Below are 23582 nucleotides of genomic sequence, written 5' to 3'. Positions count from 1 at the left end.
GCGGGCAGGGGGAGCCGACGGGGTCGACCGCCCCTCCGGGCGCACCGCTCACGCCGCCGAGGCCAGATTCCGCTGCCGTGTCCGCCCGGCCCGCGCGAGTGCTCCTTCCGTCAGCACGGGGCGCGGCACCACGATTCCGCATCCGGTGCAGACCGGCCCCGACCACGGGTCCCGGTCCAGGTCCTGCCGCCAGGTGATGCCCGTCGCCGCGCAGACCGGGCAGGCGGACCCGGGCTCGGACCCCAGCGCCGCGATCAGCCGCCGCAGCACCTCGGCCAGGGGCGCGGACGGATGGACCCCCGGATCGGCGCAGCGGGCGACACCGTTGCCGCCCCAGGTCCGGCGGTGCCAGTCGTCGAACGCCCGCGGCCGGCGGAGTCCGTCGTGCTTCTCCCGGCGCCTCCGCTCGGCGAACCCCGTCTCGTACGCGAGCCAGATGGCCCGCGCCTCCTCCAACTCCTCCAGGGCGCCCATCAGACGAACCGGATCGGGGGCCCGGTCCTCGGGTCCGATCCCGTGCCGGGCGCACAGATGGTGCCAGGTCGCCCGATGACCGTACGGGGCGAACCTCTCCAGGCATTTGCGCAGCGAATACCGCCGCAATGCCAGGTCGCCCAGCGGATCGCGGACCTGTCTCGCAAGACTCCGGAAACCGGCCATGTCACTGCCACCTCCGTCACTCGTACTTCGGCGTCAAGGAATGGACGTACGACTGCCCGTTTCGGCTCCATCGAAAGATGAGAATCGTCCATTGGCCGAGACACCCCACGTGAGGCGGGGGTGATGACCGGTAGCGCGGCGGCGTGCGGCCGGTGGTGAGAGGGCGTGCGGGTGGGCGGCGATGCGGAAGAGGTGACCGGTGTTCGCCCTGCCGGCCGGGGACACCGCCTCCTTCCAGCGCGCGGCCTCCCGCATCGACCGCGCCTTCAACTGGTTCGGCGCGGACTCCCGCACCGCCGCCTACTGCAACAGCGGAATCAACCCGGTGCGCGCGGCGGACGTCGATCCGGCCACCTCGTATCACCGCCCTGAGCAGGCGTTATTCGGTGGCCAGGCTTTCCGGGCCGCGCATAGGGTCCGCATATGACAGTGTCCCCACGCCTGGAGAAACCCACCCCCGCGAACGTGCTGAGCGCCTGCCGTCTCCGGGTCCGCCCCGACCAGACGGCGTTCGTGTCGCCGGTCGCCGAATCGCTGGCGGAGGCGTATGTGCACCCCGGCACCGCCTGGCCCCGGCTGATCCGCGACGGTGACCGGACCGTGGGCTTCGTGATGGCCTTCTTCGGCATCCCCTTCGACTTCGACGCGGACGTGCCGGGCGCACCGCCGCGCTCCGGTCTCTGGCGCCTGGCGATAGACGCCGGTGAACAGGGCCGCGGGTACGGGCGCTTCGCGGTACGGGCGGTGAACGAGGAGATCCGCAGGCGCGGCGGGACGCTCTCCACGGTGACCTGGCACCCCGGCGAGGGCGGCCCGGAGGACTTCTATCTGCGGCTCGGGTACCTCAAGTGCGGGCTGACGAACGACGGCGACCATCTCGGCGAGCTGGACCTGACCCGCTGACGTCCGGGGCCGCCGGAGGACGGTGGGGGACGGTGGGGGCCGACCGGGGGACAGCCGGGGGACAGCGCCCCCCGGCCCTGCGTCCGGGACAGCCGCTACCCGCCGTACCGCAGGTACTTCTTCCGCTTCGCCCGGAACGCCGCCAGGTCATCGCGCCAGGCGCCCACCACCTCATCGGTGTCCGCGCCCGCGTCGATCATCGTGCGGACCCGGGTGTTCCCGGTGAGCTTGTCGATCCAGTTGTCCGGCCGCCAGGCGAAGCCGCTCCAGGACCGCTTCGCCGTCACCAGCAGGGCGATGCCGGTGCGCACCGGGTCGAACACCTCCCGGTCCTGGACATGCAGCTGCACCCCGCCGACCGTCTTCCCCTGGAACTTGGAGAAGGTCGGCGCGAAGTACGCCTCGCGGAACGCCACCCCGGGCAGGTCCAGCGCGTTGGCGGCGGCCGCCCAGCGGTAGTCGATCCCCTCCGCCCCCAGCAGCTCGAACGGCCGCGTGGTGCCCCGGCCCTCGGAGAGGTTCGTCCCCTCGAACAGGCAGGTGCCGGAGTAGACGAGGGCCGATTCGGGCGTCGGCATGTTCGGGCTGGGCGGCACCCACGGCAGCCCCGTCGTGTCGAAGAAGTCCGAGCGCCGCCACCCCGACATCGTGACGACGTCCAGTCGCACCGGCCGCTCCGCCAGGAACTCCGCGTTGAAGAACAGCGCCAGCTCCGCCACGGTCATGCCGTGCGCCTGGGCGATCTCCCGGCGGCCCACGAACGTCGCGAACGCCGGATCCAGGACCGGTCCCAGCGCGGCCCGCCCGGTCACCGGGTTCGGCCGGTCCAGGACGACGAAACGTTTACCCGCGAGGGCGGCCGCCTCCATGCAGTCGTAGAGCGTCCAGATGTACGTGTAGAAGCGGGCGCCCGCGTCCTGGATGTCGAAGACGACCGTGTCCACCCCGGAGGCGGTGAAGACGTCCGCCAGGGGCTGACCGCTCTTGAGATAGGTGTCGTAGACCGGCAGTCCGGTCGCAGGGTCGTCGTACCGTCCCTCGGAGCCGCCCGCCTGGGCGGTGCCCCGGAAGCCGTGCTCCGGGCCGAAGACGGCGGTCAGGTTCACCCGCGCGTCCGGGTGCATCACATCGACGATGTGCCGCACGTCGGAGGTGATCCCGGTCGGATTGGTGACCACCCCGACCTTCTGCCCCTTCAGCAGCCGGTAGCCGTCGGCGGCCAGCCGGTCGAACCCGGTGCGCACCCGGCCGTGTCCGGAGCCGTGACCCGGGCGGGCGGCTGCGGGGCCGGTCCCCGCCGCCGTGGCCGCGAGGGCTCCCACAGCGCTCCCGGCGGCCAGCAAACCACGTCTGGACAGGCTCATTCCGCTACCTCCATGATCGCGCCGTCTGTCATGGTCACGCACGCTAGCGCGGGTCCGCGCCGCACGGAACGACCCGGACCGGGCGGATTCCCCGTACTGGCCCCGGACCCTTCCCCAGGGACATACCGACCGGTTAGTCTGCCGGGACGGTCGGCTGGGAGAGGCGGGATCCGATGAGTACGGTGCAGGGCGCCGGCGTAGTGGTCACAGGGGCCGGGGGCGGCATCGGCGCCGCGCTGGCCCGCAGATTCGCCGCGGAGGGCGCGCGGGTCGTGGTCAACGACCTCGACCCCGGCCGGATCGGGCCGCTCGCCGAGGAGATCGGTGGGGTCGCGGTCGCCGGTGACGCCTCGCGGATCGTGGACGCCGCCCGCGACGCGCTCGACGGCACGGTGGACATCTACTGCGCCAACGCGGGCCTCGCCTCGCCCGGTGACGTCTTCGCCGACGAGGAGGTCTGGGCCGCCGCCTGGGACGTCAACGTCATGGCCCACGTCCGTGCGGCCAGGGCCCTCCTGCCGGACTGGCTGGAGCGGGGCAGCGGCCGCTTCGTCACCACCGCCTCCGCCGCCGGACTTCTCACGATGATCGGCGCGGCCCCGTACAGCGTCACCAAGCACGGCGCCGTCGCCTTCGCCGAGTGGCTCTCCCTGACCTACCGCCACCGCGGTCTCAAGGTCCACGCGATCTGCCCGCAGGGCGTGCGCACGGACATGCTCACGGCCGCGGGCTCCGCCGGGGAGCTGGTCCTCGCCCCCGGCGCGATCGAGCCTGAGGCGGTCGCCGACGCGCTGTTCGACGCCATGGCCGAGGACCGCTTCCTGGTCCTGCCGCACCCCGAGGTGGCCGGGTACCACCGGGCCCGCGCCACGGACCCGGACCGCTGGCTGGGCAGCATGAACCACCTCCAGCGGAAGTGGGAGGGGACCGGCGCGTGACCGCCTCGCGCCCGGGGCGGAGGTCCTGACCGAGCCCGCCGGGGCCGCGAGTGGGAAGATCCTCGGGCGGGAACCGCGTTCCCCCCGTCAGAACAGTTCACGCACCGTACGAAAGGCAGGTGGCCGCAGATGGCCAAGGCGACGGACGGGGACGGCACGCCCGTTCCCCAACGGCTGCTGGCCGCCGCCACCCGGCTCTTCGCCGAGCAGGGCTACGACCGCACCTCGGTCCAGGAGATCGTCGAGGCGGCGGGCGTCACCAAAGGGGCGCTCTACCACTACTTCGGCTCCAAGGAGGACCTCCTCCAGGAGGTGTACTCCCGGATGCTGCGGCTCCAGCAGGAACGGCTGGACGCCTTCGCGGAAGCCGAGGCGCCGGTCGAACAGCGGCTGCGGGACGCGGCCGCCGACGTGGTCGTCACGACCATCGACAACCTGGACGACGCCGCGATCTTCTTCCGCTCGATGCACCATCTGAGCCCGGAGAAGAACAAGCAGGTGCGGGGCGAGCGGCGCCGCTACCACGAGCGCTTCCGGGCGCTCATCGAGGAGGGGCAGCGGAGCGGGGTGTTCTCCACGGCCACCCCCGCGGACCTGGTGGTCGACTACCACTTCGGCTCCATCCACCATCTGTCCACCTGGTACCGGCCGGACGGCCCGCTCAGCCGCCAGGAGGTCGCCGACCACCTGGCGGACCTGCTGCTGAGGGCTCTGCGCCCGTAGCGGGTACGGCGTGGGCGCGCGGCCCCCGGGCCTGCGGGCCGGTGCCCGTGTGCGTACCCGGGCGCACAACCGGGCACAAAGGCGTCTCCGAAGGGTTGTTCGTTTATAGAACGGACATGTCCGGTTTCCACTCTTGACGGTGTGCCGTCATGTCGCTGACCATCGGTCACGCATCTCGCACCAGTAGCTCACGCACCTCGCACCATCAGCTCCAGGCATCCCGCACCAGCAGCTCCAGGACCCGGCCGGGCCCGACGACGTCGGCGCGACCGGGTGCCCCCCGCACGTTCCGTCAGTCCCCGAACGGAATCCGGAGCCCCTCGATGAGCCCGAACCGCTTTGCCCTGCGCAGATCCCCGGCCCTTCCGGCCGCTGCCGTCCTCTCCCTCGCCGCACTCCTCGTGACCGCCGCCCCCGCCGCCGAGGCGACCGGGACGACCGGGACGACCACGGTGGCCGCCGCCCCTGACATCCCGCTCGCCAACGTCAAGGCGCATCTCACCCAGCTCCAGTCGATCGCCACCGCCAACGGCGGCAACCGCGCCCACGGCCGCCCCGGCTACAAGGCGTCCATCGACTATGTGAAGGCCAAGCTGGACGCCGCCGGATACACCACGGCCCTCCAGCAGTTCACCTCCGGCGGCGCCACCGGCTACAACCTCATCGCCGACTGGCCCGGCGGGGACGCGAACAAGGTCCTCATGGCCGGGGCCCATCTGGACTCGGTGAGCTCGGGCGCCGGCATCAACGACAACGGCTCCGGCTCCGCCGCCGTGCTGGAGACGGCCCTGGCCGTCTCCCGGGCCCAGCTCGCGCCGGACAAGCACCTCCGGTTCGCCTGGTGGGGCGCCGAGGAACTGGGTCTCGTCGGCTCCCGGTACTACGTCAACAACCTGCCGTCCACCGAGCGTTCCAAGCTTTCCGGCTATCTCAACTTCGACATGATCGGATCGCCCAACGCCGGTTACTTCGTCTACGACGACGACCCGGTCATCGAGAAGACCTTCAAGGACTACTACGCCGGTCTGTCCATACCGACGGAGATAGAGACGGAGGGCGACGGCCGCTCCGACCACGCCCCGTTCAAGAACGTGGGCATCCCGGTCGGCGGTCTGTTCTCGGGAGCGGACTACACCAAGACCGCGGCCCAGGCCCAGAAGTGGGGCGGAACGGCGGGCCAGTCCTTCGACCGCTGCTACCACTCCTCCTGCGACAACACGAGCAACATCAACGACACGGCCCTCGACCGCAACAGCGACGCCATCGCCCACGCGATCTGGACCCTGTCGGCCGGCACGGGCGAACCGCCCACGGGCGAGGGCGTCTTCAGCAACGCCGCCGATGTCGCCGTCCCGGACAACGGTGCCGCGGTGACCTCCTCGATCGCGGTCACCGGGCGTACCGGCAACGCGCCCGCCGCACTCCAGGTCGGCGTGGACGTCAAGCACACCTGGCGCGGTGACGTGGTCGTCGACCTGGTCGCCCCCGACGGCACCGCCTACCGGCTGAAGAACTCCAGCAGCGGCGACTCGGCCGACAACGTGATCACGACCTACACGGTCGACGCGTCGAGCGAGACCGCCAACGGCACCTGGAACCTCCGGGTACAGGACGTGGCCTCGCAGGACACCGGCTACATCGACAGCTGGAAGCTCACCTTCTGAGTCCCGGGCCGCATCCGTACCCGTGGCCGCCGCGGCCGCCGGTACCCGCGCGTGCGGCCGCGCACGGTCCCCGGTGCGGGGCGGACCCATCCGGTCCGCCCCGCACCGCCGGTATCACCGGTCACCGGTACTTCTTGATCTCCTGCCGGGCCAGCGAGCGCTGGTGCACCTCGTCCGGCCCGTCCGCCAGCCGCAGCGTCCGCGCCGCCGCCCACAGCTCCGCCAGCGGGAAGTCCTGGCTGACACCGCCCGCGCCGTGCAGCTGTACGGCCCGGTCGAGGATGTCCACCACCGCGCGCGGGGTCGCGATCTTGATGGACTGGATCTCGGTGTGCGCCCCCCGGTTGCCCACGGTGTCCATCAGCCAGGCCGTCTTCAGTACCAGCAGCCGCAGCTGCTCCACCGTGACCCGGGCGTCCGCGATCCAGTTCTGCACGACGCCCTGCTGGGCGAGCGGCTTGCCGAAGGCCGTACGGGACACCGCCCGTCGGCACATCAGCTCGATCGCCCGCTCGGCCATGCCGATCAGCCGCATGCAGTGGTGGATCCGGCCCGGACCCAGCCGCGCCTGCGCGATGGCGAAGCCGCCGCCCTCCTCACCGATCAGGTTCGACGCGGGCACCCGCACATTCTTCAGGACGACCTCCGCGTGGCCGCCGTGGTAGTGGTCCTCGTAGCCGTACACCCGCATGGCGCGGCGCACTTCGAGGCCCGGGGTGTCCCTCGGGACGAGGATCTGCGACTGCTGGCGGCGGATGTCCTCGCCGTCCGGATCGGTCTTGCCCATCACGATGAAGAGCCGGCAGTCCGGGTTCATCGCCCCGGAGATGAACCACTTGCGGCCGTTGATGACGTAGTCGTCACCGTCCCGGGTGATCCGGGTCTCGATATTGGTGGCGTCGGAGGAGGCGACCTCGGGCTCGGTCATGGCGAACGCGGACCGGATCTCACCGGCGAGCAGCGGCTCCAGCCACCGCTTCTTCTGCTCGTCCGTGCCGAACTGGTGGAGCACCTCCATGTTCCCGGTGTCCGGCGCCGCGCAGTTGAGCGCGGTCGGCGCCAGCTGCGGGCTGCGGCCCAGGATCTCGGCCAGCGGGGCGTACTGGAGGTTGGTCAGCCCGGCACCGTACCCGGCGTCGGGGAGGAAGAGGTTCCACAGGCCCTGCCTGCGCGCCTCCGCCTTCAGATCCTCGACGACCTGCGGGGTGTCCCAGGGGGAGGCGAGGAGCGCGCGCTGTTCCTCCGCGGTGCTCTCGGCCGGGTACACATGCTCGTCCATGAAGGTGAGCAGCCTGGTGCGCAGTTCTTCGGTACGGGCGTCGAACGCGAAGTCCATGGGGTGATCAGCCTTCCTGGAGGGTGGTGAGGCCGTGCTCGATGAAGACGGGGACGAGATCGCCGATCGCGTCGAAACCGGCGCCCACGGTCTGGCCCCGGGTGTAGCGGTAGTGGATGCCCTCCAGGATCACGGCGAGCTTGAACCAGGCGAACGCGGTGTACCAGGAGAGGGCGGAGGTGTCCCGGCCGGAGCGGGCCGCGTAGCGCTCGATCAGCTCGGCGGGCGCGGGGTGGCCGGCCGCGCCGCTGGTGGTGGAGACCGGTGACTGCGGCAGGCCGAGGTCGGAGCTGTACATCACGAGCAGTCCGAGGTCCGTCAGCGGGTCGCCGAGGGTGGACATCTCCCAGTCGAGCACGGCCCTGATCCGGTCGTCCGGGCCGATCAGGACGTTGTCCAGGCGGTAGTCCCCGTGCACCACGGTGGGCGCGGGGGAGTGCGGCAGCGCACGGCCGAGCGCGGCGTGCAGTTCGTCGATCCCGGCGAGTTCGCGGTTGCGGGAGGCGTCGAGCTGCTTGCCCCAGCGGCGCAGCTGACGGTCCAGGAAGCCGTCGGGGCGCCCGAAGTCCCCGAGCCCGACGGCCCCGGGGTCCACGGCGTGCAGATCGACCAGGGTGTCGACCAGCCCGAGGACCACGCCCCGGGTGCGCGCGGGGCCCAGCGGGGCGAGCTGCTCGGCCGTGCGGAACGGGGTGCCCTCGACGTACTCCATGACGTAGAAGGGCGAGCCGATGACGGTCTCGTCCTCGCAGAGCAGCACCGGTTGCGGTACCGGTACGGCGGTCGGGAACAGTGCGCTGATGACCCGGAACTCGCGCTTCATGTCATGTGCGGTGGCCAGCACATGGCCGAGCGGGGGCCTGCGGACGACCCACCGGCCGGTGCCGTCGGTGACCGTGTACGTGAGGTTCGACCGGCCGCCCTCGATCAGCCGGGCCTCCAGCGGTCCGCTCACCAGCCCCGGCCGCTCGCGGTCGAGATGCCGGCGCAGCGGGCCGGGGTCGAGACCTGGCGGGTGGACTTGGCTCATGGTGCGCACCTCCGGGGCGTCGGAACGATCGCAGCCCATGATGCCGACCAGTCGGTATGTCGTCCAGTGAACTCCCGGAATCGACTGCGGCAACTCCCCTCGGGCTCTGGTGTTCAGTCGTATCCCTGAATAGAGTTCACGTATGGATACAGCCTTGTTGATCGACGAAGTCCGGCTCACCCCGATTCTCATAGCGGATCCGCCCCTTCTGAACACCCAGGGCGTCCATCAGCCGTACACCCCCCGGCTCATCGTCGAGGTCGTCACACGGGGTGGAGTGACGGGCATCGGGGAGACCTACGGCGACGGCACCTATCTGGATCTCGCCCGTCCGCTGGCCGAGGCCCTGCCCGGCCGCCGGGTCAGCGATCTGAACGGCCTGTTCACGCTCGCCGAGCAGGTGTGCGGCGACTCGCGCGCCGCCGACGACCGGGTCGACGCCGGTGGACTGCGCGGCGTGCGGACCGCCGACAAGCTCCGGCTCTCCGTCGTCTCCGGCTTCGAGGTCGCCTGCCTGGACGCGCTCGGCAAGAGCCTCGGCCTGCCCGTGCACGCCCTGCTCGGCGGCAAGGTCCGCGACACCGTCGAGTACAGCGCGTACCTCTTCTACCGCTGGGCCGCGCACCCGCGGGCCGGGGAGCGGGACGACTGGGGGGCGGCCCTGGACCCGGCCGGAATCGTCGCCCAGGCCAGGCGCTTCGCCGACGAGCACGGCTTCACCTCCTTCAAGCTCAAGGGCGGTGTCTTCGAGCCCGACCAGGAGATCGCCGCCGTCCGGGCCCTCGCCCAGGAGTTCCCGGGGCAGCCGCTGCGCCTGGACCCCAACGGCGCCTGGTCGGTGGAGACCTCCCTGTACGTCGCCGAGCAGCTCAAGGGCGTACTCGAATACCTGGAGGACCCGGCGAGCGGTACGGCGGCGATGGCCGCCGTCTCCGCGGCCACCGATGTGCCGCTGGCCACCAACATGTGCGTCACGACCCTCGCCGAGGTGCCCGAGGCCTTCGCCCGGGACGCGGTCCAGGTCGTCCTGAGCGACCACCACTACTGGGGCGGGCTGCACCGCACCCGTGAACTGGCCGGGATCTGCCGTACCTTCGGCGTGGGGCTCTCCATGCACTCCAACACCCACCTCGGCATCAGCCTCGCCGCGATGACGCAGGTCGCCGCCACCGTGCCCAACCTCGACTACGCCTGCGACAGCCACTACCCCTGGCAGACCGAGGACGTCATCACCACCCGGCACGTCTTCACCGACGGCCGGCTGACCGTCTCCGACGCTCCGGGCCTGGGCGTCGAACTCGACCGCGAGCGGCTGGCCGCGCTGCACCGGCGCTGGCTGGACGACGACGGCGCGATGCGCGAGCGCGACGACGCGGCCGCGATGCGCGAGGCCGAGCCGGAGTGGGTGACGCCGGCGATCCCGCGCTGGTGAGCGCCCGCCCGGTACCCCGGCCCTGAGTTGCGCCGAGTGTGGCCTGCGCCGAAGGTCGAAGGATGAAGGCGATCAGCTACAGCAGGTACGGCGGGGCCGACGTCATGGAGTACGGGGAGCGTCCCGACCCGAAGGTCGGCCCGGACACCGTCCTGGTGAAGGTGCGGGCCGCGGCCGTCAACCCGGTCGACTGGAAGGCCCGGGAGGGCTACCTCCAGTCGGGCCTCGAAGCGGTCTTCCCGGTGATCCCGGGCTGGGACGTCTCCGGAGTGGTCGTGCAACCCGGTGTCGCGGTCGACGAGTTCACCGTGGGTGACGAGGTCATCGGCTATGTGCGGGAGGACTTCCTCTCCCGGGGCACCTTCGCCGAATACGTCGCCGCGCCCGTGCGCACGCTCGCCCGCAAGCCGATGGGCCTGAGCTTCGAGGAGGCCGCGGGGCTGCCGCTGGCCGGCCTCACCGCCTACCAGGTGCTGCACCGCACCCTGAAGGTCCGCAGCGGCGAGACGGTCCTGGTCCACGCGGCGGCGGGCGGGGTCGGCTCGCTCGCGGTGCAGCTCGCCCGGCACGCGGGCTGCCGGGTCATCGGTACGGCGAGCGCCCACAACCACGACCATGTGCGCAGCCTCGGCGCCGAACCGGTGGAGTACGGCGACGGGCTCGCCGACCGCCTGCGGGCCCTGGCACCCGACGGCTTCGACGCCGCCTTCGACACCGTGGGCGGCGAAGCGCTCCGGGCCTCGGCGGACACCCTCGCCCAGGGCGGCCGGCTCGCCTCCATCGCGGACGGGGAGGTCTTCTCGTACGGCGGCCGCTACGCCTTCGTGCGGCCCGATGCCACGGACCTGGCCCATCTGGCGGAGCTGGCCGAACAGGGCATCGTCACGGTCCATGTGGACCAGGTCTTCCCGCTGGACCGGGCGGCGGACGCGTACCGGCTCAACGAGCGGGGCCGCACCCGGGGGAAGATCGTCGTCACCGTGGCCTGGGACAACTGAGAGGTCGCGCACGGACCGTGACAGCCCGGAAGCCGCGTGCCGCGACGGCCGGGAAGGTCATGCGCCGCGACGGCCGACCGTGTGCCGCGACGGCCGGGAGGACCGCCCCCCGTGACGGCTCAGAACAGCATGGCCGCGGCGAACACCGCGAGCGCCACCGTGCACACCGCCGCCGTCAGGGCGTGGCGCGAGGACAGCGGCTGCGGCCGCGCCACATGCATGCCCAGCACCCGCCGGTGCGCCACCCGGAGGAACCCCAGCCAGGCCAGCGCGCTCAGCGCCACCGCGGCCACCGCACCGGGCGTCGCGCCGCCGTGCAGCGCCTGCCGGCCCGCCAGCAGCGCCACCACCGTGCAGGACAGGGTGGTGCGCCGCCAGGCCAGCCTGGTCCGTTCCGGCTGCAGCCCCGGGTCCCTGGGGGCCTCGGTCACCGGCCCTCCCAGCCGAAGAGGACGACCACCACCATCGCCACGGCGACCACAGCGACCGCGAGACTCAGCAGCGTCGGGAAGCGGGAGACCGGCAGATCCTCACCGCGCCGCATCGCCCGCTCGCACCGCACCCAGTGGTTGACCGCCCGCAGCGCGCAGAGCACACCGGCGGCCAGCAGCCCCAGCGCCAGGCCCGCCCGGATGCCCCAGACGAGTTCCGGGAGGAATTGGTCGACGGCGAAACCGCCCCCGATGAGGGCCAGCGCCGTCCGGATCCACGCGAGGAACGTACGCTCATTGGCGAGCGAGAACCGGTAGTCCGGGGTGTCGCCCTCTTCGCGGATCCGCTGCGGCGCGAACCACAACCGGATGCCCTGTACAAAATCGTTCACGCCCGCGCCCTGTCTGTCGTTCCGCCGCTGTCCGGGTGCCGTGCTCACCGGGAACGGAGCTCCCGCAGCCGGTGGTACGCGGCCAGCCCGTCGGGCACCCACGGCCACTCGCCCAGCCGCGCCGACAGCTCCTCGTCGGTGAGGAAGGCGTGCCAGGCGACCTCTTCCGCCTGCGGATCCACCGGAGCCTCGCACCGCACCCGGTACACGTACGACCACCAGGTGTGCTCGGAGCTCTCGTAGAGGAACTTGAAGAGCGGCTCGGGGCGGGGGAGTCCGGACACGCCCAGCTCCTCCTCCGCCTCGCGCAGCGCCGCCCCGTCGTAGGACTCGCCCGCGCCCACGACCCCGCCGACGAACATGTCGTAGTGCGAGGGGAAGACCAGTTTGACGGGCGTTCTGCGATGCACGAAGAGCCTGCCCGAGGCGTCCCGCACCTCGATGAACACACAGCGATGACGCAGGCCCCGCGCGGTCGCCTCACCGCGCGGGGCCTGCCCGACGACCTCGTCGTTCTCATCGACGATGTCCAGGATCTCGGCAGTCGGGTCAAAGGGCTCCATACGCCCCATCCAACATCATGCCGCCGGCGGGGATCACTGCCCCATGACCCGCGGGGCCCCTGATCCGCGAAGGATCACCGGACAGCCTCTACGCCGTCACTGCCCCATGACGTACTTGACGGTCGGGCCGGTCGTCCAGCCGCCGTCCACCGCCAGCTCGGCGCCCGTGATGTACGAGGCGGCCTCCGAGAGCAGGAAGACGACGGCCTCGGCGATCTCGGGAGCCTCGCCGACCCGGCCCATCGGTGTGTTCGGGTAGTTGCCGTCGCCCTGCGCGATGCCCACGGCCGCGGTCATCGGGGTGTAGGTCATTCCGGGGTGGACGGAGTTGACCCGGACCTTCGCCGTGCCCAGCTCCACCGCGCCGATCTTGGTCAGGCCGCGTACGCCCCACTTGGAGGCGCCGTAGCTGGAGGTCATGGCGAGGCCCATCAGACCGGCGGCCGAGGAGATGTTGACGATCGAGCCGCCGCCGTTCTCCTTCATCACCGGGATCACGGTCTTCATGCCGATGAACACCGCGGTCAGATTGATGTCGATCACCTTGCGGAAGTGCTCGACCGACTCGGTCTCCAGCGGCTGACCGGTGGAGACACCGGCGTTGTTCACCAGGCCGTCGATCCGGCCGAACTCGGCGAGCGTGAACCGCGCGACGCGCTCCCAGTCCTCCTCGGAGGTCACGTCGTGGTGCAGGAACCGGGCCCGGTCCCCGAGCGCGGCGGCGGTCGCGGCGCCGTCCTCGTCGAGGATGTCGGTGATCACGACGTTGCCGCCGCCGGCGACGGCGAGACGGGCGGCCTCGGCGCCGAGGCCGCGGGCTCCGCCGGTGATGATGACGGTCCTGCCGGTGAGACTGGTCTTGTCGCTCATGGTGCTGTCCTTCATCTGCGGGTGGTTCCGGTGCGGCCCGGCACGGGGGCGCGCAGAAACGCGGTGGTGGTCTCGACGAGATCGGCGAGGAAGAGCTCCTCGCCGGTCAGTGGTTCGGTGCCGTCGAGGTATTGGCGGGCGCGGTCGGCCATCGCCGCGCCGATCAGGGTGAGCGCCAGATCGAGCCGCTCCAGGCGTACCGGCGTGGGCAGTGCGCCCAGGCGGTCCGAGACGCGGGCGATCAGCCGTCCGTACGCGGTGGCGTCGACCGCGGGGTGCAGTTCGCCCGTGCGCAGCCCGGTCTCATGGCTGAGCTGCGCGGAGATGCGCAGACAGCGCCGGCCGCGGTCGTCGGCCAGCAGACCGGCCTCGGCCGTCACCAGCGCGCCGACCAGCTCCCGTACGTCCGCGTCCGCGCCCAGCCCGTCCAGGAGCGGGGCCATCACCCGCTCGGTGCGGGACTGCCTCCCGGACATCACCGCGTCGAGCAGTCCGGCCCGGGAGCCGAAGTGGTACTGCACGGCGGACGGATTGCTCTGCCCGGCGAGCCGCACGATGTCGCGTATCTGCCCACCCGCGACACCCTGCGAGGCGAAGACCTCCTCGGCGGCGCGGATGAGCTTGTCCCTGGTGTCGGGCCCTGACGTTCTCGCCATGGGTCCACTGTAATGCTGGCCATTATTAATAACCAGTGCGGAGAGTCCGGACCCGCCGCGGGCCACTCCGGCCCGGCCCGCGTCAGCGCGGCTGGAGATCCTTCGTCCGCCGCCCGCCCACCGGCCCCGCCGGCATCGCGGGATGCAGCCCGAGCAGCACGATCCCGGTGACGATCGCCGCCAGACCCGCCGCCTCCCAGGCCAGCGCCCCCGTGTCCGTGCGCACCCGGTCCCCCAGGAAGCCGATCCCGCAGGCGATCCCGGCCAGCGGCTGGGCGGCGGTCAGCGCGGGCAGCGACATCCGCAGCGGCCCCGTCTCGAAGGCGCTCTGGACCAGGATCAGTCCCGTCACCCCCAGGACGAGCACGCCGTACGGCTGCCAGGCCGTCACCAGCGCGTCCCAGCCGCCCTCGGTCAGCCGCTCACCGCTCGCCCGGGTCAGCGCGTCCTGGAGCCCGTACAGCAGCCCGGCCGCCACCGCCAGGAGAGCCGGCGCCGCCCCGATCCGTGAGTGCCTGGCGGCGGCCGTCAGCAGCAGGGCGAGCCCCACCACCCCGCCGATCACCACCCAGTGCCGCAGCGGGTCGGTCACCGGATCCCCGCCGCGCGGCTCGCCGGCCAGCAGGAACGCCGCGACGCCCCCCGCCAGCAGCCAGAGCCCGGCCCAGCCCTGCCGCCCCAGCGGCTGCCTGGTGCGGCGGCGCGACAGGGCCATGGCGAAGAGCAGATTGGTCGCCAGCAGCGGCTCCACGACCGACACCTCGCCCCGGCCGAGGGCCAGCGCGCCCAGCACCATGCCGCAGACCATCAGTCCGATCCCGGCCAGCCAGCTCCTCACCCGCATCAGGTCGAGCAGCAGCCGGGGGGAGAGGAAGTCGCTCATCGGGGCACGCCGGGCGGCGGCCTGCTGCAGGACGAAGCCGAAGCCCAGACAGCAGGCGGCACCCACGGAGAGAACCAGGACCAGCACCGACACGATCTCTTCCTCAGGTCGGACCGGGAGGGAGTGATGTGGTTCGACGATAAGCCCTGCGCCGTACGGGAGCGGTGAGAATGCCGCCGACCGGGCGGTTGACGGCGCGGCGGACGGTGCCGAAGATCTAACGCACGAGTAACTTCGCCCACCGCTCCGCCCGGCGCAGGCCCCCCGACAAGGATGGAACCCCATGGCGTACGACGCTGATGTCATCGTGATCGGGGCCGGCCTCGCGGGGCTCGTGGCCACCGCCGAACTGGTCGACGCGGGCCGCTCGGTGATCCTGCTCGACCAGGAGCCCGAGCAGTCCGTCGGTGGCCAGGCGCACTGGTCCTTCGGCGGCCTGTTCTTCGTCGACTCGCCCGAACAGCGCCGGCTGCGGATCAAGGACAGCCGGGAGCTGGCCCTCCAGGACTGGTTCGGCACGGCGGGCTTCGACCGCGAGGAGGACCACTGGCCCCGGAAGTGGGCCGAGGCGTACGTCGACTTCGCCGCCGGTGAGAAGCGGCCCTGGCTCCACGCGCAGGGGCTGCGGATCTTCCCGGTCGTCGGCTGGGCCGAACGCGGCGGCTACGACGCCAACGGCCACGGCAACTCCGTTCCCCGCTTCCACATCACCTGGGGCACCGGCCCCGGCATCGTCGCCCCCTTCGAGCGCCGGGTGCGCGAGGGCGTCGCCAGGGGCCTGGTGCAGCTGAGGTTCCGCCACCGGGTCACCGGACTCGGCCGCTCGGCAGGGGCCCTCGACACGGTCACGGGCGAGATCCTGGAGCCGAGCGGAGCCGCGCGCGGCACGGCGAGCACCCGCGAGGCCGTCGGCGCCTTCGAGCTGAAGGCCCAGGCGGTGATCGTCACCTCGGGCGGTATCGGCGGCAACCACGACCTGGTACGGGCCCAGTGGCCCGAGCGGCTCGGCACCCCGCCCGCGAAGATGCTCTCGGGAGTCCCCGCCCACGTCGACGGGCTGATGCTGGGCATCGCCGAGGAAGCGGGCGCCCATCACATCAACCGCGACCGGATGTGGCACTACACCGAGGGCATCGAGAACTGGAACCCGATCTGGGCCAGGCACGGCATCCGGATCCTGCCCGGCCCCTCGTCCCTCTGGCTGGACGCCCGCGGCAAGCGGCTGCCGGTCCCGCTCTTCCCGGGCTTCGACACGCTCGGCACCCTCGAACACATCATGCGGTCGGGCCACGGATACACCTGGTTCGTCCTGGACCAGCGGATCATCGGCAAGGAGTTCGCGCTCTCCGGCTCCGAGCAGAACCCCGACCTGACGGGCAAGTCGGTCCGCGACGTGATCGGGCGGGCCCGCGCCGATGTGCCCGCACCGGTCAAGGCGTTCATGGACAACGGTGTGGACTTCGTGGTCGAGAACGACCTCGGCGCCCTCGTCCGCGGCATGAACGCGCTCACCGGCGACACCCTGATCGACGAGGACGGCCTGCGCCGCGAGATCACCGCACGCGACCGCGAGATCGCCAACCCCTTCACCAAGGACCTCCAGGTCACAGCCATCCGCGGGGCCCGCGCCTACCTGGGTGACCGGCTGATCCGTACGGCGAAGCCGCACCGCATCCTCGACCCGGCGGCGGGCCCGCTGATCGCGGTGCGCCTCAACATCCTCACCCGTAAGTCCCTGGGCGGCCTGGAGACGGACCTGTCCTCGCGGGTGCTCGCCGCCGACGGCGATCCGCTGCCCGGGATGTACGCGGCGGGCGAGGCGGCCGGGTTCGGCGGCGGCGGGGTCCATGGCTACCGGTCGCTGGAGGGCACGTTCCTCGGCGGCTGCATATTCTCGGGCCGCGCGGCGGGCCGGGCGGCGGCGCAGGCGGTCGGTTAGGGCGTGTGTCGAAAGCAGCGCCGTCCGCCCGAAGGGCGGGGCTGCTTTCGACACACGCCCCAGCGGGAGCGGCCGGGCAGCCGCTCCACCACCCGGAACCGCTCGGCCACGATCATCGTGCCGGTCCGGCACGCGTCGCCCGGCTCCCGGACGCCGGCGGCGGACCACGCGGACCCCGCGGGCCACCGGAGCCATCGTGGGCGGACAGCCGGCGGGCAGCGTGTCGTTCCAGCCAACTGTGCGGAATTCGGACGGAGTTGGCGGAGGGATGCCCTTGACTGGGAGGCTTCCGTGCGGCTTGGCTGTGCGCGATCATTTTGCTCGTACACCGCGTCGAAAGAAGCCTGCGGATGTCTCCGCCTCCGCCGCCCCTGGGCCGCTCCCGCAGACGGGGCGGTCGCTCGGACCACTCCTTCGACCCGGCCCTGGACGACAGCGACCTGATCGACGCCCGCCATCAGTTCGCCCAGGGCAGATGGACCAGGGCCCGCGCCCTGCTCGTCGGTACCGGCAGCGACTGGGACCGCCGCGGTCACCGGGTGCTCGCCCTCGCCGGCATCCCCTCCGCCGTCGACTGGGCCCGTGACTGGCTGATCGCCGAACCCGACAGCGCCGACGCCACCACCCTGCTCGGCTGCGCCTCCGTCGCCCGCGTCCGGCACCGGCGGGCCGCCGCCGACGAGGCCTCCCGGGCCCGCGAAGCCTGTCTGGCCGCCGCCGGGCTCGACCCGGCCGACCCGACCCCCTGGCTCGGACTCCTGCTGCTGGACCGCACGCTCGGCGGCGACGGAGCGGACACCGGCAAGCTCTTCGAAGAGGTACGTTCCCGGCACCCCGAACACCACCACGCGCACCACCTGATGGCCGCCCATCTCGCCGAGAGCCGCCCGGACGTCGGCCAGGACCCGCTCCACGAGGTCTACGACTTCGCCGCCTGGGCCGCCGAACAGGCCCCCGCGGACTCCCCGCTCGCGGTGCTCCCGGTCATCGCCCACGCCGAGCGGTACCGCGTCCTGGTCGCCGCCGGCACGGAGTCCGACGACCCCGTGGCCTCCGGGCACTGGTCGGGGCGGCGGGCCCGTCAGGTCATGAGGACCGCCTTCGACTGGTGGCTGGAGTGGGAGCGCGAGGACCACCCCCGGCACCGCACCGACCTCAACTTCCTGGCCCACGCCAAGTTCTGCGAGGGCCGTCCCGCCGAGGCGGCCGCGCTCTTCCACCGCATCGGCCCGCATGCCACCCCCGCGCCCTGGTCCTACTCCGGCGGTGACCCGTACCCCGCCTTCCTCGCGGCGCGCCGCTTCGCGCTCGGCACCCCCTGAAGGACTCCGCACACCGAAGCACCGCACACAGACACCCAGCACGGACACGCACAGCACGGACGCACAGCACAGACGCCACCGAAGAAGGGAACAACCCCGCGATGTCGACGGGCAGTTCATTTCCGAGTGATTCCGGCACCACGAAGGTGACCGGCGATACCGGCGGGATCAACACGTACAAGGGAGAGGAACGCGCCCTGCGGGCGAACCGGCTCGGCACCCCGGGCCTGCTGCTCTCGGTGCTCGCCGCCAGCGCCCCGCTGATGGTCGTCGCCGGGGTCATGCCCACGGTCTTCGGCGTGATGGGCATCGTCGGCCAGCCCCTGCTGTTCGTCATCCTCGGCATCGTCCTGATGCTGTTCAGCGTCGGGTACGCGGAGATGAGCCGGCACGTCCACAACGCCGGCGCCTTCTACGCGTACATCGCCCGCGGGCTCGGCCCGACGGCCGGGGCGGGCGCCTCGCTCGTCGCGCTGGTCGCCTACAGCGCGATGCAGGTCGGCATCTACGGCATTCTCGGCTTCGAGGTCTCCGGACTGTTCGCCGTCTATCTCGACATCGACCTGGACTGGTGGATACCGGCCCTCGTCGCCGTCGCGATCGTCGGCTTCCTCGGCTGGCTGAAGATCGACCTCAACGCCAGGGTGCTGGGAGTGCTGCTGGTCGTGGAGTGCGCCCTTGTCGTGATCTTCGACATCGCGGCCGTCAGCAAGCCCGGTCCCGAGGGGCTGTCCCTGCACGCCTTCGACCCGCAGACCCTCAGCGGCGCGGGGCTCGGCACCGCCCTGTGCTTCTGCATCGCCGCGTTCGTGGGCTTCGAACAGGCCCCGGTGTACGCGGAGGAGACCAGCCGCCCGCAGATCGTCGTCTCCCGGGTGATGTTCCTGGCCGTCGGCTACGCGGCGCTGTTCCTCGCCATCAGCTCCTGGGCCCTGACCGTCGCCACCGGACCCGGCTTCATCGCGGACACCTCCCTCAAGGAGGGCCCCGGAATGCTCTTCGGGCTCACCGAGGAGCGGCTCGGCACCACCTTCACCGACGTACTGCACGTCCTGTTCGTCACCGGTATGTTCGCCGCGCTCCTGAGCTTCCACAACGTCGTGGCCCGCTACGCGTTCGCGATGGGACGCGAGGGCCTGCTGCCCGCCGGATTCGGCCGCACCAACAAGGCGAGCGGCGCCCCCGCCACCGGATCGCTGCTCCAGTCCGTCGTCTCCGCCGTGATCGTGCTGGCCTTCGCGCTGACCGACGACAACCCGGTGGGCGACCCCACCGCGCCCGTCCTGCATCTGTTCACCTGGATGGGCAACGTCGGGGCGCTCGGCATCATCGTGCTGATGGCCGCCGCCTCGTTCGCCGTCATCGCCTTCTTCGTACGCCGCGGTGCGGGCAGGGCCCAGGCCCCCCGGCTCGTCGCCTCCGGGCTGGCCGGAATCGCCCTGCTGGCCATCGCGGTCTTCACGATCCGGGACTTCGGCGTCCTCGTCGGCTCGGGCCCCGGCTCGGTGCTCGACTGGGTGCTGCCCGGCGTGATCCTCGCCGCGCTCGCCGGCGGGCTGGTGTACGGGGCGGTGCTGCGCTCCACCAAGCCGGAGGTGCACGCCAGGATCGGCCTCGGCAACGAGGCGTTCCAGCTGGAGAAGGCCGCCGAGAACACCGCCGAGAACACCGCCGGCCCGCGCCGGAGGTACTGATCCGCGCGGGCGCTCCCGGGATCCTGCGGGCCGCACAGGGCGATGGCGCCCGTCGGCCGGTACGCATGCCGTACATGCGTACCGGACCGGCGGGCGCCATCGTGCACGGCCCCGTACGAACGTGGGGGGAGGGCCGTGCGGGCAGCCGGTGCCGGGGCCCTTTCCGTCGGGACGGAAGGGCTTCTAGAGCACCAGCGAGAGCAGCAGGATGAAGGCCAGCGAGACGACGGAGATGATCGTCTCCATCACCGACCAGGTCTTGATGGTCTGGCCGACGTCCATCCCGAAGTACTCCTTCACCAGCCAGAACCCGGCGTCGTTGACGTGGCTGAAGAAGAGCGAGCCTGCGCCGACGGCGAGGACCAGCAGCGCCGCGTGCGAGGTCGACATGTCGGCGGCCAGCGGGGCGACCAGACCGGCCGCCGAGATGGTGGCCACGGTCGCCGAACCCGTCGCGAGCCGGATCGCGACGGCGATCAGCCAGCCGAGCAGCAGCGCGGGTATCGACCAGTTCTCGGAGAAGTCCAGGATCATCCGGCCGACACCGGCGTCGATCAGCGTCTGCTTGAAGCCGCCGCCCGCGCCCACGATCAGCAGCACACCGGCGATCGGGGCGAGTGACTTCTCGACCGTGGTGGAGAGCCGGCCCTTGGTGAATCCGGCGGCCCGGCCGAGCGTGAACATCCCGACGACAACGGCCGCGAGCAGGGCGATCAGCGGCGAGCCGATCACATCGGTGACCCGCTGGACACCGTTCTCCGGATCGTCCACGACGATGTCGACCAGGGCCTTGACCAGCATCAGGGCCACGGGCAGCAGAATCGTCGCCAGGGTGGCGCCGAAGCTGGGGCGGCGGTCCAGTTCCTCCGAGGGGCGCTGCGGGATCATCTTCTCCGGCGCCTTGATGTCCACCCAGCGTGCCGCGTAACGGGAGAAGACCGGGCCCGCGATGATCACCGTGGGGATGGCGACCAGTACGCCGAGGGCCAGCGTCACACCGAGGTTGGCGCCCAACGCGTCGATCGCCACCAGCGGGCCGGGGTGCGGCGGGATCAGTCCGTGCATCACGGAGAGCCCGGCCAGCGCCGGGATACCGATCCGCATCAGCGAGTAGTTGCCGCGCTTGGCGACCAGCAGCACCACCGGGATCATCAGCACGATCCCGACCTCGAAGAACAGCGGCAGACCGATGATCGAGGCGATCAGGACCATCGCCCACGGCATGGCCCGTCCGCTCGCCCTGGCGAGGATGGTGTCGACGATCTGGTCCGCGCCGCCGGAGTCGGCGAGCAGCTTGCCCAGAATGGCGCCGAGCGCGATGAGGACACCCACACCCGCGACCGTCGAGCCGAGCCCCGCGGTGAAGCTGGCGATGGTCCTGGCCGGCGCGGCGCCCGCGAACGAGCCGAGCGCCAGCGAACCGATGGTCAGCGCGAGGAACGCGTGCATCTTGAACTTGGTGATGAGCAGAACGATGACGGCGATGCCCGCCAGCACGGCTATGCCCAACTGCGCGTTGCCGGCCGAGGTGATCGGTTCGACGGCGTCCGCTGCCAGCGTCTCGACGCTGAGACTGGTCACGGTGATGATCCTTAACTGTCGAGCCGGCGCAACGCGGCGACGGCCCGCTGGGTGATTTCCTCGGGCGTGCCGGACACATCGACCCCGACGCCGGCCTCGTCCTCCCCGAGCGGCTCCAGGGTGGCGAACTGCGAATCGAGCAGCGCGGTCGGCATGAAGTGACCCTTGCGGTCCGCCATCCGCCCCTCGATCAGGGCCCGGTCGCCGGTCAGATGGAGGAAGACGGCATCGGGGGCCTCGGCCCGCAGCCGGTCGCGGTAGACACGCTTGAGCGCCGAACTGCTGACGACACCGCCGAGTCCGGCCCGGCCGTGTGCCCACCGGCCGATCGCGTCCAGCCAGGGCAGGCGGTCCGCGTCGTCCAGCGGGGTGCCGGCCGACATCTTGGCGATGTTCGCCGCGGGGTGGAAGTCATCGCCCTCGGCGTACGGAACGCCGAGGGCGGCGGCGAGCAGGGGACCGATCGTGGTCTTGCCGGTTCCTGCCACGCCCATCACCACGACGACGTGGGGGGTGCTCATGGGTGCCTCGCTGTCTTCTTCGACATCGGTCCGTCGCGCTACTGAAACCCATTAGGTACGACTTATTCAAGTGGGTGTGACGCAAACGTCGTACTTTTTGTTCCCGAGGTGTGCCCCGTAGGCTTGCCCCATGACCACACAGGGCCAGGGGCTGCATACACATGTGCTGGACACCCTGGGTCTGGAGATCGCCTCCGGCCAGTGCCCGCCGGGCACGGTGCTGCGTACCGACGAGCTGGCCCAGCGCTTCGACGTCTCCCGTACGGTCGTGCGCGAAGTGGTCCGCGTCCTGGAGTCCATGCACCTCGTCGAGTCCCGGCGCCGGGTCGGGGTGACCGTGCGGCCGGCCGAGGCCTGGAACGTCTACGACCCCCAGGTCATCCGCTGGCGGCTGGCCGGCCGGGACCGGCCGCGGCAGCTGCGCTCGCTGACCGTCCTGCGCTCGGCGATCGAACCCGTCGCCGCCCGCCTCGCCGCCCGCAACGCCACCCCCCAGCAGTGCGCGGAGCTCACCGAACGCGCCCTCGGCATGGTCGCCACCTCGCGCGGCCAGCAGCTGGAGGGATATCTGGAGCACGACATCGCCTTCCACCGGATCGTCCTCAACGCCTCCGGCAACGAGATGTTCGCCCGTCTCGGTGACGTGGTCGCCGAGGTCCTGGCGGGCCGCACGCACCACCAGGTGATGTTCGAGGACCCCGACCCGGCCGCGGTCACGCTCCATGTCCGCCTCGCCGAGGCCGTACGCGAGCGGGACGCGGACGGGGCCGAGCGCCTCACCAAGGAGATCGCGGTGGGCGCCCTCCACGAACTGGACGTCCTCGCGCCCTGATCGAGGGGCCGGACCGGACGTGCCGGACAGGCCCTACGCCGTCCCGCCCCGTACGTGCGCCAACCGCCCCGCGGCAGCCGCGAGCACCATCTCCAGCGCCGCGGGATACCCGCTGCGCTCCATCTCCGCGACCAGCACTCCGGCCGTCGCCGCGATATGCGGATGTGTCCGGGCCGGCAGCCGCGCGTACGTCTCCCGCCAGGTCCGTTCCTCCAGGTCCCGGGCCCGGTCCGGAAGTGCCAGCGTCGACGCGTCGAGCGCGGCGAACGACAGCGTCTGGTCGACGAACACGTGGTAGATCCGGACGGCCTCCGCGTCCGGGAACCCCGCCCCGCGCAGCACCCCGAGGATCGCGTCGACCGACCGGATCTCGTGCCTCCGCCCCGTCACCCGGGCACAGGCCAGCACGGCGGCCTGCGGATGCGCCATGTAGTCCGCGTGCATCCTCAGCCCCAGCGCCCGCAGATCGGCCCGCCAGTCGCCGGTGGGGCGCCAGCTGTTCAGCGTACGGCCGATCAACTCGTCGGCCACCGCCAGCAGTAGCTCGTCCGTGTCCCTGAAGTACCGGTAGACGGCGCTCGGATCGCACCCCAGCGCCGCGCCGAGCCGGCGCACCGTCAGCGCCGCCGCCCCGTGCTCGCCGATCAGTCTCAGCGTCGTCTCCACGATCAGCTGCTCGGACAGAACCGCCCCGCCCTTGGTGGGACGTCTGCGCCGACGCGCGCTCTCCGGCACCACCCGCTCGCTCGCACCCATGGGGCGCACCTTATGACAACGGCGTTGACGTGTGAACCCGGCGAGGAGTTCGATGTGCCGCCATCGGGGCCGAACGGTGCCCCTCGGCGAAGGA

At 71.7% G+C, this 23582-nt stretch carries 24 protein-coding genes and 1 pseudogene; 12 read left to right on the top strand and 13 right to left on the bottom strand.

Annotated features, from left to right (window positions below):
• Positions 1 to 48 precede the first annotated feature (48 nt).
• A complete protein-coding gene (locus tag OHA98_RS27415) occupies positions 49 to 660 on the bottom strand; it encodes a hypothetical protein (RefSeq protein ID WP_266929404.1) in 612 nt (203 codons plus the stop codon).
• Between the two features lie 199 nt (positions 661 to 859).
• On the opposite strand from OHA98_RS27415, the gene OHA98_RS27410 reads away from it, so the two are divergent.
• Together OHA98_RS27410 and OHA98_RS27405 are read left to right on the top strand one after the other, a co-directional pair.
• Positions 860 to 1087, top strand: a complete 228-nt coding sequence (locus tag OHA98_RS27410) for a hypothetical protein (protein WP_266929403.1) — start codon at positions 860 to 862, stop codon at positions 1085 to 1087.
• Positions 1084 to 1563 (top strand): GNAT family N-acetyltransferase, encoded by a 480-nt coding sequence (locus OHA98_RS27405; protein ID WP_266929401.1) that lies wholly within the window; start codon positions 1084 to 1086, stop codon positions 1561 to 1563. The genes OHA98_RS27410 and OHA98_RS27405 overlap by 4 nt, the downstream gene beginning before the upstream one ends.
• 95 nt (positions 1564 to 1658) lie before the next feature.
• On the opposite strand, the gene OHA98_RS27400 is transcribed toward OHA98_RS27405, so the two are convergent.
• Positions 1659 to 2927 carry a DUF1343 domain-containing protein gene (locus OHA98_RS27400; RefSeq protein WP_266929400.1) on the bottom strand — a complete coding sequence of 423 codons (1269 nt, stop codon included), beginning with the start codon at positions 2925 to 2927 and terminating at the stop codon, positions 1659 to 1661.
• 173 nt (positions 2928 to 3100) lie between these two features.
• On the opposite strand from OHA98_RS27400, the gene OHA98_RS27395 reads away from it, so the two are divergent.
• The 3 genes from OHA98_RS27395 to OHA98_RS27385 all read left to right on the top strand — a co-directional run bounded on the left by OHA98_RS27395 (position 3101) and on the right by OHA98_RS27385 (position 6252).
• Complete coding sequence (locus tag OHA98_RS27395; protein WP_266929399.1) at positions 3101 to 3865, top strand: SDR family oxidoreductase; 765 nt, start codon at positions 3101 to 3103, stop codon at positions 3863 to 3865.
• A gap of 129 nt (positions 3866 to 3994) precedes the next feature.
• Entirely contained in the window at positions 3995 to 4588 is a 594-nt protein-coding gene (locus OHA98_RS27390) for a TetR/AcrR family transcriptional regulator (RefSeq protein WP_266929398.1), read from the top strand.
• 323 nt (positions 4589 to 4911) lie between these two features.
• Positions 4912 to 6252: a M28 family metallopeptidase gene (locus OHA98_RS27385; protein WP_266929397.1), complete on the top strand. Its 1341-nt coding sequence runs from the start codon at positions 4912 to 4914 to the stop codon at positions 6250 to 6252.
• 121 nt (positions 6253 to 6373) lie between these two features.
• Here the strand turns inward: OHA98_RS27385 and OHA98_RS27380 are convergent, their stop codons facing one another.
• Positions 6374 to 7588: an acyl-CoA dehydrogenase family protein gene (locus OHA98_RS27380; protein WP_266929395.1), complete on the bottom strand. Its 1215-nt coding sequence runs from the start codon at positions 7586 to 7588 to the stop codon at positions 6374 to 6376.
• A 7-nt stretch (positions 7589 to 7595) separates the two neighbouring features.
• Positions 7596 to 8618 (bottom strand): phosphotransferase family protein, encoded by a 1023-nt coding sequence (locus OHA98_RS27375; protein WP_266929394.1) that lies wholly within the window; start codon positions 8616 to 8618, stop codon positions 7596 to 7598.
• A 142-nt stretch (positions 8619 to 8760) separates the two neighbouring features.
• Between OHA98_RS27375 and OHA98_RS27370 the strand changes: the two genes are divergently transcribed.
• Positions 8761 to 10050, top strand: a complete 1290-nt coding sequence (locus OHA98_RS27370) for an enolase C-terminal domain-like protein (RefSeq protein WP_266929393.1) — start codon at positions 8761 to 8763, stop codon at positions 10048 to 10050.
• A 62-nt stretch (positions 10051 to 10112) separates the two neighbouring features.
• On the top strand, positions 10113 to 11048 hold the full coding sequence (locus tag OHA98_RS27365; RefSeq protein WP_266929392.1) for an NADP-dependent oxidoreductase: 936 nt from the start codon (positions 10113 to 10115) through the stop codon (positions 11046 to 11048).
• Positions 11049 to 11167: 119 nt separating this feature from the next.
• Here the strand turns inward: OHA98_RS27365 and OHA98_RS27360 are convergent, their stop codons facing one another.
• The 5 genes from OHA98_RS27360 to OHA98_RS27340 form a co-directional block, all read right to left on the bottom strand.
• The gene (locus tag OHA98_RS27360; protein ID WP_266929391.1) at positions 11168 to 11479 is read right to left on the bottom strand and encodes a DUF202 domain-containing protein; all 312 of its coding nucleotides are present in this window, start codon (positions 11477 to 11479) and stop codon (positions 11168 to 11170) included.
• Positions 11476 to 11871 (bottom strand): YidH family protein, encoded by a 396-nt coding sequence (locus OHA98_RS27355; RefSeq protein WP_266929390.1) that lies wholly within the window; start codon positions 11869 to 11871, stop codon positions 11476 to 11478. Before OHA98_RS27355 ends, OHA98_RS27360 begins: the two co-directional genes overlap by 4 nt.
• A 44-nt stretch (positions 11872 to 11915) precedes the next feature.
• Positions 11916 to 12443, bottom strand: a complete 528-nt coding sequence (locus OHA98_RS27350; protein ID WP_266929389.1) for an NUDIX hydrolase — start codon at positions 12441 to 12443, stop codon at positions 11916 to 11918.
• An 87-nt stretch (positions 12444 to 12530) separates the two neighbouring features.
• On the bottom strand, positions 12531 to 13304 hold the full coding sequence (locus OHA98_RS27345; protein ID WP_266929388.1) for a glucose 1-dehydrogenase: 774 nt from the start codon (positions 13302 to 13304) through the stop codon (positions 12531 to 12533).
• 11 nt (positions 13305 to 13315) lie between these two features.
• On the bottom strand, positions 13316 to 13921 hold the full coding sequence (locus tag OHA98_RS27340) for a helix-turn-helix domain-containing protein (protein WP_353962258.1): 606 nt from the start codon (positions 13919 to 13921) through the stop codon (positions 13316 to 13318).
• Between the two features lie 14 nt (positions 13922 to 13935).
• Between OHA98_RS27340 and OHA98_RS42990 the strand changes: the two are divergent.
• Positions 13936 to 13989: pseudogene (locus tag OHA98_RS42990) on the top strand (hypothetical protein); the annotation flags it as partial.
• A gap of 53 nt (positions 13990 to 14042) precedes the next feature.
• Here the strand turns inward: OHA98_RS42990 and OHA98_RS27335 are convergent.
• Positions 14043 to 14936 (bottom strand): DMT family transporter, encoded by an 894-nt coding sequence (locus OHA98_RS27335; RefSeq protein ID WP_266929386.1) that lies wholly within the window; start codon positions 14934 to 14936, stop codon positions 14043 to 14045.
• A gap of 190 nt (positions 14937 to 15126) precedes the next feature.
• Between OHA98_RS27335 and OHA98_RS27330 the strand changes: the two genes are divergently transcribed.
• From OHA98_RS27330 to OHA98_RS27320, 3 genes are all read left to right on the top strand, one after another.
• Positions 15127 to 16782, top strand: a complete 1656-nt coding sequence (locus OHA98_RS27330) for an FAD-binding dehydrogenase (RefSeq protein ID WP_266929385.1) — start codon at positions 15127 to 15129, stop codon at positions 16780 to 16782.
• Between the two features lie 350 nt (positions 16783 to 17132).
• The gene (locus tag OHA98_RS27325) at positions 17133 to 18104 is read left to right on the top strand and encodes a hypothetical protein (protein WP_266929384.1); all 972 of its coding nucleotides are present in this window, start codon (positions 17133 to 17135) and stop codon (positions 18102 to 18104) included.
• A 101-nt stretch (positions 18105 to 18205) separates the two neighbouring features.
• On the top strand, positions 18206 to 19798 hold the full coding sequence (locus tag OHA98_RS27320) for an APC family permease (protein WP_266929383.1): 1593 nt from the start codon (positions 18206 to 18208) through the stop codon (positions 19796 to 19798).
• 183 nt (positions 19799 to 19981) lie between these two features.
• On the opposite strand, the gene OHA98_RS27315 is transcribed toward OHA98_RS27320, so the two are convergent.
• Both OHA98_RS27315 and OHA98_RS27310 read right to left on the bottom strand, forming a co-directional pair.
• A complete protein-coding gene (locus OHA98_RS27315) occupies positions 19982 to 21379 on the bottom strand; it encodes a gluconate:H+ symporter (protein ID WP_266929382.1) in 1398 nt (465 codons plus the stop codon).
• Positions 21380 to 21390: 11 nt separating this feature from the next.
• On the bottom strand, positions 21391 to 21900 hold the full coding sequence (locus tag OHA98_RS27310; RefSeq protein ID WP_266929381.1) for a gluconokinase: 510 nt from the start codon (positions 21898 to 21900) through the stop codon (positions 21391 to 21393).
• A gap of 130 nt (positions 21901 to 22030) precedes the next feature.
• Between OHA98_RS27310 and OHA98_RS27305 the strand changes: the two genes are divergently transcribed.
• Entirely contained in the window at positions 22031 to 22732 is a 702-nt protein-coding gene (locus OHA98_RS27305; protein ID WP_266929380.1) for a FadR/GntR family transcriptional regulator, read from the top strand.
• Positions 22733 to 22765: 33 nt separating this feature from the next.
• Here OHA98_RS27305 and OHA98_RS27300 read toward each other — a convergent pair whose 3' ends face one another.
• Positions 22766 to 23488, bottom strand: a complete 723-nt coding sequence (locus OHA98_RS27300) for a TetR/AcrR family transcriptional regulator (protein WP_266929379.1) — start codon at positions 23486 to 23488, stop codon at positions 22766 to 22768.
• Between the last annotated feature and the right edge of the window lie 94 nt (positions 23489 to 23582).

Source organism: Streptomyces sp. NBC_00654, assembly GCF_026341775.1.
GTDB lineage: Bacteria > Actinomycetota > Actinomycetes > Streptomycetales > Streptomycetaceae > Streptomyces.
This window is presented reverse-complemented; position numbering and strand designations above follow the sequence as displayed.

Coding starts and splice junctions, on each gene's coding strand:
- OHA98_RS27305 (WP_266929380.1), top strand. CDS start 22,031: ATGACCACACAGGGCCAGGGGCTGCATACACATGTGCTGGACACCCTG.
- OHA98_RS27350 (WP_266929389.1), bottom strand. CDS start 12,443: ATGGGGCGTATGGAGCCCTTTGACCCGACTGCCGAGATCCTGGACATC.
- OHA98_RS27300 (WP_266929379.1), bottom strand. CDS start 23,488: ATGGGTGCGAGCGAGCGGGTGGTGCCGGAGAGCGCGCGTCGGCGCAGA.
- OHA98_RS27345 (WP_266929388.1), bottom strand. CDS start 13,304: ATGAGCGACAAGACCAGTCTCACCGGCAGGACCGTCATCATCACCGGC.
- OHA98_RS27325 (WP_266929384.1), top strand. CDS start 17,133: ATGTCTCCGCCTCCGCCGCCCCTGGGCCGCTCCCGCAGACGGGGCGGT.
- OHA98_RS27320 (WP_266929383.1), top strand. CDS start 18,206: ATGTCGACGGGCAGTTCATTTCCGAGTGATTCCGGCACCACGAAGGTG.
- OHA98_RS27370 (WP_266929393.1), top strand. CDS start 8,761: ATGGATACAGCCTTGTTGATCGACGAAGTCCGGCTCACCCCGATTCTC.
- OHA98_RS27395 (WP_266929399.1), top strand. CDS start 3,101: ATGAGTACGGTGCAGGGCGCCGGCGTAGTGGTCACAGGGGCCGGGGGC.
- OHA98_RS27330 (WP_266929385.1), top strand. CDS start 15,127: ATGGCGTACGACGCTGATGTCATCGTGATCGGGGCCGGCCTCGCGGGG.
- OHA98_RS27400 (WP_266929400.1), bottom strand. CDS start 2,927: ATGAGCCTGTCCAGACGTGGTTTGCTGGCCGCCGGGAGCGCTGTGGGA.
- OHA98_RS27380 (WP_266929395.1), bottom strand. CDS start 7,588: ATGGACTTCGCGTTCGACGCCCGTACCGAAGAACTGCGCACCAGGCTG.
- OHA98_RS27310 (WP_266929381.1), bottom strand. CDS start 21,900: ATGAGCACCCCCCACGTCGTCGTGGTGATGGGCGTGGCAGGAACCGGC.
- OHA98_RS27405 (WP_266929401.1), top strand. CDS start 1,084: ATGACAGTGTCCCCACGCCTGGAGAAACCCACCCCCGCGAACGTGCTG.
- OHA98_RS27365 (WP_266929392.1), top strand. CDS start 10,113: ATGAAGGCGATCAGCTACAGCAGGTACGGCGGGGCCGACGTCATGGAG.
- OHA98_RS27385 (WP_266929397.1), top strand. CDS start 4,912: ATGAGCCCGAACCGCTTTGCCCTGCGCAGATCCCCGGCCCTTCCGGCC.
- OHA98_RS27415 (WP_266929404.1), bottom strand. CDS start 660: ATGGCCGGTTTCCGGAGTCTTGCGAGACAGGTCCGCGATCCGCTGGGC.
- OHA98_RS27375 (WP_266929394.1), bottom strand. CDS start 8,618: ATGAGCCAAGTCCACCCGCCAGGTCTCGACCCCGGCCCGCTGCGCCGG.
- OHA98_RS27390 (WP_266929398.1), top strand. CDS start 3,995: ATGGCCAAGGCGACGGACGGGGACGGCACGCCCGTTCCCCAACGGCTG.